Genomic DNA, 8348 nt, shown 5'->3' with positions numbered 1-8348 from the left:
ACCCGCGCATGAGAGCTTGCTCAACCGTCGTCTCAGTTCCGTCTCCAACCTTGCGCATCCACATCACGTTGGCCCGGATCAGCCGGAATAAATGCTATGGAACAAAGCCTTGACAACGATCATGAGAGCAGGCTGTCGCCACAGGTCAGAACCAGTTTTGAGCCGACGAACTTCATGGATCGTCATTGATGTCGCGCGTCCAGATCCGGACATCGCCGCGACTCGAACCAAAGATACGGCGCATCACAAGCCAGATCACCCCGCTCAGCATGGCGGTCACCACCAGCGTCACGGGCAAGCCGCCGGTCCAGATCCCGACCAATAGCGCCAACCCCATCAGACCGGTCGCCAAAGCGATGCCAAGGAAGAACCAGCCCGGTAGCACGATCTCCAATGCTGCAAGGATCAGAGCCGCGATGATCCACAGCCAGCCGCTCATCACGGTTTTGCGCCCCTGAACATACGGAAGGCATCGCCCATCGCCTCGACCGCCGAGGCAGGCAGGATGACGGTCTGCTGTCCCGGACCTTTGCCGACCTCGGACAGCACTTCGACCTGACGCATGGCGACCTGATACTGCGCCGCCTCAAGCCCGCCATCGCGGATTGCGGACGCAATGGCGCCGGTCGCGTAGGCTTCAGCATCGGCAAGCACGCGCTTAGCTTTGGCGTGCTGCTCGGCCGCGTACAATTCCCCATCGGCGGCCAGTTCGACGGCACGGCGCTTGCCCTCGGCCTCGGTCACCTGCGCACGGCGGGCACGTTCGGCGTTCAACTGCTGCAACATGGCGGCGCGGGTGGCATCGTCCAGATTTACGTCCAGAATCTCGGCCCGCGTAACCTCGATACCCCAGTCATCGACGATATTCGCCAGTGAACCCCGAATGCGTTCGATCAGCGAAGCCCGATTGGACTGGACCTGATCCAGTTCCATCGTGCCGATTTCAGAGCGGACGATGCCCGTAACCGTGGTTGCGATTGCCGCGTCGATGTCGCGGATGCGGTAGACGGTCTTTTCCGGCTCGATGATGCGATAGAAGACCGAGGTTTCAACCTGCACAAGCACGTTATCCGCCGTGATCGCATCCTGACGGTTTGTCGGCAATTGACGCTCGAGAACCGAGATCTTATGTGCGACCCGATCCAGAAACGGCACGATGAAGTTGATCCCCGGTCCCAGCACCGCCCGCAAGCGCCCGAAACGCTCGACCACGAATTTCTCTGATTGAGGCACGATCCGGACGGCTGATGTGACGGCGATAAAGATCACGATAGCCAGAACGATTAGCGCGATGTTCTGACCGATCAGATCGGTGATGTCCTGCTCCATGCCCGTCCCTTCCTATTCAGCGGCGATCGCGCGCTGGCAATCATCCGGCCGCAACTGCGCCAGTCGCTCGACGATGCGCGAGAAACGGGCCGCGAAGACATCGAAATCCGGCCGCGGTTCGATCTTTTTCTCGTCCATATACAGCGACCGGTCCAGTTCGAGCTGCACGACATGAACGTTCCGCGTCGGCTTGCCATATGCCGCCGTGATGTAGGCCCCCGAGAAGGGCGTGTTCTTCTGGACCCGAAAGCCTTCGGCGGTAACAGCCGACACGACTTCCTTGGTAATCCGCGGAGAGGCAGAAACCCCGTTCCGGTCGCCAAGGACGAAATCCGGTCGCGGTCTTGGCAAATGGGCCAGCGCATCGCGCGGCATGGAATGCATGTCGACCAGAATCGCGCCTCCGAACCGTCTCAGCGATTCGTCGATCAGCGCGGAAAGCGCTTGGTGATAGGGATGCCACAGGCGGGCGATCCTGTGATCGGCCTCTTCCCGCGCAATCGGGCGGTCGTGAATCACCCTGCCCTGCGACACGACACGCGGAATCACCCCAAGTCCCGCCATGATTCGCGGACTCATCACCCTTGGGACCGCACCCGCGACCACCAGAGGGTCTATTTCGTCGGGTCCGCGATTGAGATCGACCACGCAACGCGGCACCCGTGCCGTCAGCACGACAGCACCGTGATCCAACGCAGGAGCGATCAACCGATCCACAAATGCATCCTCGGATGACCGCAGATTCTGGGGATCCAGCCTCGATTCGGCTAAAAACCACTGGGGATAACAACGACCTGAATGAGGAGAGGCAAAAATAACCCCTCCGGCCCAGCCTTCGGGGCGTTGCAGGTCGAACGTCATATCGTCCAGGCTCATATCCGGATTTCCTTAAGAATTCGGGCTGGCTGGGCAAAATCTGCCGGGCGGAATACCCAATCGTTATAGCTTAAGTTGGTCTTAGTCCAAGTCCGGATCAAGAAGCTTGCAAAAGGGGGTTGTAACCGCCGAAATGCCTCTATATAGAGCCGCAGACCAAGGAGATGTGGAAGCGAAAGCAGCAAGCATCACCGGTTCGGAGGGCGGTTAGCTCAGCGGTAGAGCACTACGTTGACATCGTAGTGGCCACTGGTTCGATCCCAGTACCGCCCACCATATTTATTCGAGCCCCCGGGCATTGACCGGGGGCGTTTCAGTTTCATGGCGCCTTGCGATGCGCCGCGATAGGAGAAGACCCATGAAGGTTCGCAATTCGCTCCGCTCGCTCAAGAGCCGCCACCGCGATTGCCAAGTAGTACGTCGTAAAGGCCGTATCTACGTCATCAACAAGACCAACCCGCGCTTCAAAGCCCGTCAAGGCTAAGTCTCGCGGCACTTGTTGCCAGATTTGAACGCCCGCTGCGCAATTGCTCAGCGGGCGTTTTGCTGTCCGCAAAGGGCATCCGGTATTTCCGCGACGGTTTCCCTACCAACGACGCTAGAATCGCGACAGGATCAGCCCGCCTCCGACCATGGCGGCAGCGATAATCCGGGGTAGGGATATTTCACGAATCGGCAGGCCGAATGCGCCGGTCCGGTCAAGAATGATGGCTGCCACGATCTGTCCCAATGCCAGCGCACAAAGCGCGGTCAGCGTGCCCAAGCGGGGCAACGACCAGACCATCGCCCAGACATAGAAGGCACCCAGAATGCCTCCGGCCCACATCCATGGCTCGGCAGCGGTGGCGCGGGAAAGTCCTTTGCCCTGCCCCGTGACAAAGGACAGCGACATCAGGATGACAAAGCCGACCCCGAACGAGATCGCCGCCGCCACGAGCGGGCTTTCCACCATCCGTCCAAGCGCCGCGTTGATCGGCGCCTGAACCGCAATGCAGACACCCGCCAGAACGATCAGGACGGCTGGCAAAAGGACTTGGATCATTGGCTGGTTCCTTCGGGCCTATTCGGGCTGCGCGCCATTGGCCAGAAGCGTTGCCGCAGTCTGGCGCGAGACATAGCCGGTGACACGCAGGTTTCGTGACGCCTGATACCGGCGAAGCGCCTGACGGGTATCCTCGGTGAACTCGCCATCGGTCAACCCCGGTTCCAGCCCCGCGAGATGCAGGCGGTTCTCGATGATTTGCCGGGCGGTGATCGTCAGACCCAGTTCCGCTTCCTCGAGTCGCGCGGCCTCGGTCAGGGCAAGCAGGTTGTCGTGGCGCAACTGAGCTTCCTCGCGATGCGCGCCCTCGGGGAACCGGTCAAGATAGATCTGATAGGCCGCCGACGAATCCTGACGGCGCGCCCAACGCCATGTCGCGGAATCGCCCCTAAACCGAGACTGCAACAACGGGTGCTGTCCTCCCGAGGCCAATTGCCTGCGGGCATCGGCGGCAAACAGGCCCTCGGGATAGCGTTTCAGGTAATCGCGCAACCGCTCGATGCCACCCTTTGCGCCGCTTCTTTCCCAGAAATCACGATCCCCCGCCGGATCTGCGGCCGTGGCGGTGTTCTCCCGCAACTGCGCCAACTGATCGGCCGTCAGGTATCCGGTCGGATCGAAGCGGTGGGCGCGCTGCCAGATCCGCAACGCGTGCCGTGTCTGATCGCCGATCGTCCCGTCCTGCGGGCCGGGATCAATTCCCAACGCGGCCAAATTGCGCTGGATCTGCAACTGTTGCGCCCCGCTCAGGCGCAATGCCGCCTCGATCTGCGCGGGCGACGCTGTCATCTCACCCGGAACGGATTGCTGCAAAAGGCGCAGACCTGCGCGTCGCTCCCGCGCCGCCGAAGCGAAAGCGCCCAAGGGGAACCGCTCGAGATAGGTCGAGTAACCACGAACGGAATCGAGCGTCATTGCTTCGGCCCATGCCTGCCGATCAGGATCCGAGGGCTCGACAGTCGGGATCGGGACCGTGCGTGACGGGCGGACAGGAATCGCGTCTCCATCCGCTCCGGGCAAAAGCCTTAGCCCCTTGACGGCGGCGACCGCGGCCTTGACCGACCGCCCCGCAGCTAGCTCGCGCAGGGCTCGTCCGGTTGCCTCGGGCGGGCCAGTGATGACCGAGACACCCTCGACCGCAGACAGCGGACCGACGCCATTCGCCAACCCGCGTTCATGCGGCATACCCTGCCGGTCGGTTCCCAGCAAAAGCACAGCGCCCTGTTCCGAGCTTGCCATCAATTGCATGACCAGCCCCAGCGGCACACCTTGCCGCGCCGCGCCCAGTGGACCGGGTTTGCGCGCTTCGGTCCCCATGAACCAGGTCTCGGCACCGTCGTTCAGGAAGCGACCGCTGAGCATGACGATGCGTGCCCCCGGCATGTCATCGACCCGAGCCATCAGGTCCAGCACGCCGCGCATTTCATTCGAGGGCAGATCCACCCCTTCGGCAGTCACGAAACCGGTCTTGCGGATCACCCCTGCCAAGGACAGCGTGTCCGAACCGGCCAGATCGGGCGCATGAAGATAGTCGGCGTTCCCGATGACCACCGCGCGATTCTCGGCCCATGCCGGAGCCGCCGCGCCAAGCATGGCCAGCAGAAACAAACAGTACCGCATCGACGAACCTCATGGCCTTTATTGGCGGCCAAGATCAGTCGTAGCTGCGCCGATCCTCGATGACCTTTCCGTCATTGGGCAAGGAGCCGGGCGCAACCAGTTCGATCCGGCCGCGAAGTTTCAAGGTGTCCAGCACCGTTGCCTCGTACCTTGCCGCATCTTGTATGTCAGTTTCCAGTTGCACCGTCATCAAATCCATCTCACCCGAGCGATCAGCCACGACACGGGCGCGATTTACTTCGGGATGGCGCGAGACGAGTGCCGCGACCTGCTCGGGGCGAACGAACATGCCCTTGATCTTGGTGGTCTGATCGGCGCGCCCCATCCAACCCTTGATCCTCATATTCGTGCGCCCGCATGGACTGGTTCCCGGCAGCACGGCCGACAGGTCTCCGGTCGCGAATCTCACCAGAGGATAATCCGGATTGAACGTGGTCACGACGACCTCGCCCACCTCGCCTTCGGGGACCGGATCGCCGGTGCCGGGACGGACGATTTCCACGATGACGCCCTCATCCACGATCATCCCCTCCATCGCGGGGGATTCATAGGCGATCAGGCCAAGATCGGCGGTGGCATAGCATTGCGTCGTAGCGATCCGCCGATCGGCATAGGATTGGCGCAGACTTGGGAACAACGCTCCGCCCGAGACGACCGCGCGAGTCAGGGCCAAGGACTCGGCCATCTCGTCGGCCTTATCCAGAATGATCTTCAGGTAATCGGGTGTCCCTGCATAGACCGTAGTCCCGATATCCACGGCGGCACGGACCTGCAATTCGGTCTGGCCGGTTCCAGCAGGCAATACAGCGGCATCGACCGCGCGCGCCGCGCTTTCGAACATCATGCCCGCAGGAGTCAGATGATAGCCGAAGCAGTTCTGGACGATATCGCCCGCCCCGACCCCCGCCGCAAACAGGAAACGCCCCAGCCTCCACCAGTCATTGCCGCGCCTTCCCGGCTCGTAGATCGGGCCGGGACTTTGGAAGATATTCTCGAACTCATGGGCATGGCGGGTGGTGAAGCCTCCGAAGGGCGGAGACTTCTTCTGCGCCTCGGACAGTTCGGATTTACGCAAAACCGGCAGGCTTGCCAGCATATCCGCCGTCACCAATGCATCAGGGTCGATTGCATGCAGGCTGCGGGCAAGCGCCGGTGCCGTGCGCGCCCGGGCAAGGGCTGCCGTCAACTCGCGGGCCTGCCATGCCGCGCGCTCATCGGCGCTGCGGGTTTCCAGCTCGTCATAGAATGTCATCGGATTACCTTTCTGCCACGCGCGATCTTGCCCCGATCAGGCCAACCAGCGTTTGCGGCGACGATACGAGCGCACATCGCGAAAGCTTTTCCGGCCCTGCTCGGACATGCCGAGGTAGAATTCCTTCACATCGGGATTCTCGCGCAAAGCCTCGGCGGGACCGTCCATCACCACCCGCCCACTTTCCAGAATGTAGCCGTAATGGCCGTAGCGCAGCGCGATATTGGTGTTCTGCTCAGCCAGAAGGAAGGTCACGCCCTCACCCTCATTGACCGCCTTCACGATCTCGAAGATCTGCTCGACCAGTTGCGGGGCAAGACCCATCGAGGGCTCATCAAGCAGGATCGTCTCGGGGCGGGACATCAGCGCGCGGCCCATGGCGCACATCTGCTGCTCGCCGCCCGAAGTGTAGCCCGCCTGAGATTTCCGCCGTTCCTTGAGGCGAGGGAAGTAGGAATAGACCATTTCCAGATCCTGCGCGACGGCGGCGCGACCATCGGTCCGTGTATAGGCTCCGGTCAGCAGGTTTTCCTCGACCGTCAGGTGTTCGAAGCAATGCCGCCCCTCCATCACCTGAATGACGCCTTTTTTCACAAGGCTGGCCGGGTCCATCTTCTGGATCGGCTCGCCGCGATAGTTGATCGCGCCCTTGGTGACCTCGCCCCGTTCCGAATGCAGCAGGTTCGAGATCGCCTTCAACGTCGTCGTCTTGCCCGCGCCGTTCCCGCCAAGCAGGGCCGTGATGCCGCCCTTGGGCACCGACAAGCTGACGCCCTTGAGCACCAGAATGACGTGATTGTAGATCACCTCGATATTATTGATCTCAAGCAGCGTTTCGCGGCCTGCTGCGCTGTCGAACATGGTGTTCCCCTGTGGATTGGGTACGCCCCGGCAGTTCGCCCGCCGGGGCGGATGCTTCAGCAGCGCGGTGTGATGCCGGCCTCCTTGGCATAAGCCTCGCTGTCCTCGGCGATCAGCGGGTTCAGCACGTCCTGATCAGGTTCGGTGAACTCGGTGATCAGGCTCCATTTCTTGGCACCCGCATCCCATTGCTGCAGACGGGCCATGCCGCTGCCGCCATGGTTGTCGCAGCTCATCTTGATCTCGGGTCCGAAATCAGGAAGGCCGATCTCGGTCAGACGCTCGGGCGTGATGTCCAGCGCCTCGAAACCGTCACGCAGTTGTGGCGCGGTGATCGCCGAGGATCCGGCCAGTTCTTGCGCCTTCTTGATCGCCTCGGCGATCACCACCGCCGCATACATGCCGCGCGAATACAAGGCCGAGCCGACGAACTGCCCGCCTTGCGATGCCTTACCCGGCTCAATGACGAATTTCTTCATGTCGTCATAGACCGGATAGTCGGTGCCGACGCCGTTGAAGGTGAGCGACTTATATCCATTCGCGGCATCACCCACCGGCATCACGTCAACCTCGGAACCCGCCCACCAGATGCCGATGAAATTCTCCATCGGGAAGCGGATGTTTGCTGCTTCCTGAATGGCGGTCTGGTTCATCACGCCCCAACCCCACATCACCACGTAATCCGGCTTGTCGCGGCGGATTTGCAGCCATTGGCTTTTCTGCTCCTGCCCCGGAGGGTCGATCGGCAGTTCGCTTAGCGTAAAGCCGTGCTTCTTCGACAATTCCTGCAGGGTGCGGATCGGCTCTTTGCCATAGGCCGAGTTGTGATAGACTAGCGCGATTTTTTTGCCCTTCAGATCGCCGCCATTCTGGTCCAGCAGGTATTTGATCGCGACCGAGGCACCGTCCCAATAGTTCGCCGGCGCGTTGAAGACCCACTCGAAAACCTTGCCGTTCTTGGCCGAGGTCCGCCCGTAACCCGGCGTATAAAGCGGGATCTTGTCAGCCGAAACCTTGGGGATCAGTTGATAGGTGATGCCGGTCGAAAGCGGGTTATAGACCAGCGCACCATTGCCCTTGGTGGCCTCGTAGCATTCGACGCCTTTTTCGGTGTTGTAGGCAGTCTCGCATTCCGGAGTCTGGATCTTTTCGCCGCCAATGCCGCCGTCACGTTCGTTCAGCAGGGTGAAGTAGTCGTTGAACCCGTCGGCATATTGCGTGCCGTTCGCGCCGTAAGGGCCGGTGCGGTAGCTCAGGTTCGGCACGACCAGATCCGCCATGGCGGGTCCCGCCACCAGCAATGCGGTCAAGGCAGTCGCAAGTTTCAGTTTCATCTTGGTCTCCTCCCCAAGGGTTTTCCGCCGGTTA

General features: G+C 61.4%; 9 protein-coding genes and 1 tRNA gene. 2 read left to right on the top strand and 8 right to left on the bottom strand.

Features of this window, described 5'->3' with window-relative positions; all coding sequences use genetic code 11:
* Positions 1-172: 172 nt before the first annotated feature.
* The 3 genes from GL286_RS11450 to GL286_RS11440 are packed head-to-tail and all read right to left on the bottom strand — an operon-like array spanning position 173 to position 2190.
* The gene (locus GL286_RS11450) at positions 173-439 is read right to left on the bottom strand and encodes a hypothetical protein (RefSeq protein ID WP_155095693.1); all 267 of its coding nucleotides are present in this window, start codon (positions 437-439) and stop codon (positions 173-175) included.
* Entirely contained in the window at positions 439-1329 is an 891-nt protein-coding gene (locus tag GL286_RS11445; protein ID WP_155095692.1) for an SPFH domain-containing protein, read from the bottom strand. Before GL286_RS11445 ends, GL286_RS11450 begins: the two co-directional genes overlap by 1 nt.
* A 12-nt stretch (positions 1330-1341) precedes the next feature.
* On the bottom strand, positions 1342-2190 hold the full coding sequence (locus tag GL286_RS11440) for an N-formylglutamate amidohydrolase (protein ID WP_246184923.1): 849 nt from the start codon (positions 2188-2190) through the stop codon (positions 1342-1344).
* A gap of 216 nt (positions 2191-2406) precedes the next feature.
* Between GL286_RS11440 and GL286_RS11435 the strand changes: the two genes are divergently transcribed.
* Positions 2407-2481: transfer RNA gene (locus GL286_RS11435), tRNA-Val, on the top strand.
* An 82-nt stretch (positions 2482-2563) separates the two neighbouring features.
* On the top strand, positions 2564-2689 hold the full coding sequence (gene ykgO / locus GL286_RS11430) for a type B 50S ribosomal protein L36 (RefSeq protein WP_011746405.1): 126 nt from the start codon (positions 2564-2566) through the stop codon (positions 2687-2689).
* A gap of 114 nt (positions 2690-2803) precedes the next feature.
* Here the strand turns inward: ykgO and GL286_RS11425 are convergent, their stop codons facing one another.
* From GL286_RS11425 to GL286_RS11405, 5 genes are read right to left on the bottom strand one after another with little or no spacing between them, the layout of a single operon-like run.
* Entirely contained in the window at positions 2804-3247 is a 444-nt protein-coding gene (locus tag GL286_RS11425) for a DMT family transporter (protein WP_155095690.1), read from the bottom strand.
* Between the two features lie 18 nt (positions 3248-3265).
* Positions 3266-4867, bottom strand: coding sequence for a peptidoglycan-binding protein (locus GL286_RS11420; protein ID WP_155095689.1), 1602 nt, complete (start codon positions 4865-4867; stop codon positions 3266-3268).
* A 34-nt stretch (positions 4868-4901) separates the two neighbouring features.
* A complete protein-coding gene (locus GL286_RS11415) occupies positions 4902-6119 on the bottom strand; it encodes a phenylacetate--CoA ligase family protein (protein ID WP_155095688.1) in 1218 nt (405 codons plus the stop codon).
* A 36-nt stretch (positions 6120-6155) separates the two neighbouring features.
* On the bottom strand, positions 6156-6980 hold the full coding sequence (locus GL286_RS11410) for an ABC transporter ATP-binding protein (RefSeq protein WP_155095687.1): 825 nt from the start codon (positions 6978-6980) through the stop codon (positions 6156-6158).
* Between the two features lie 56 nt (positions 6981-7036).
* On the bottom strand, positions 7037-8314 hold the full coding sequence (locus GL286_RS11405) for an ABC transporter substrate-binding protein (RefSeq protein WP_155095686.1): 1278 nt from the start codon (positions 8312-8314) through the stop codon (positions 7037-7039).
* Positions 8315-8348: the final 34 nt, after the last annotated feature.

Origin of the sequence: Paracoccus aestuariivivens, assembly GCF_009711225.1 — a bacterium.
Taxonomy (GTDB): domain Bacteria; phylum Pseudomonadota; class Alphaproteobacteria; order Rhodobacterales; family Rhodobacteraceae; genus Paracoccus; species Paracoccus aestuariivivens.
The sequence above is the reverse complement of the archived record's forward strand: the minus strand, read 5'-3'. Positions and strand labels throughout refer to the sequence as shown.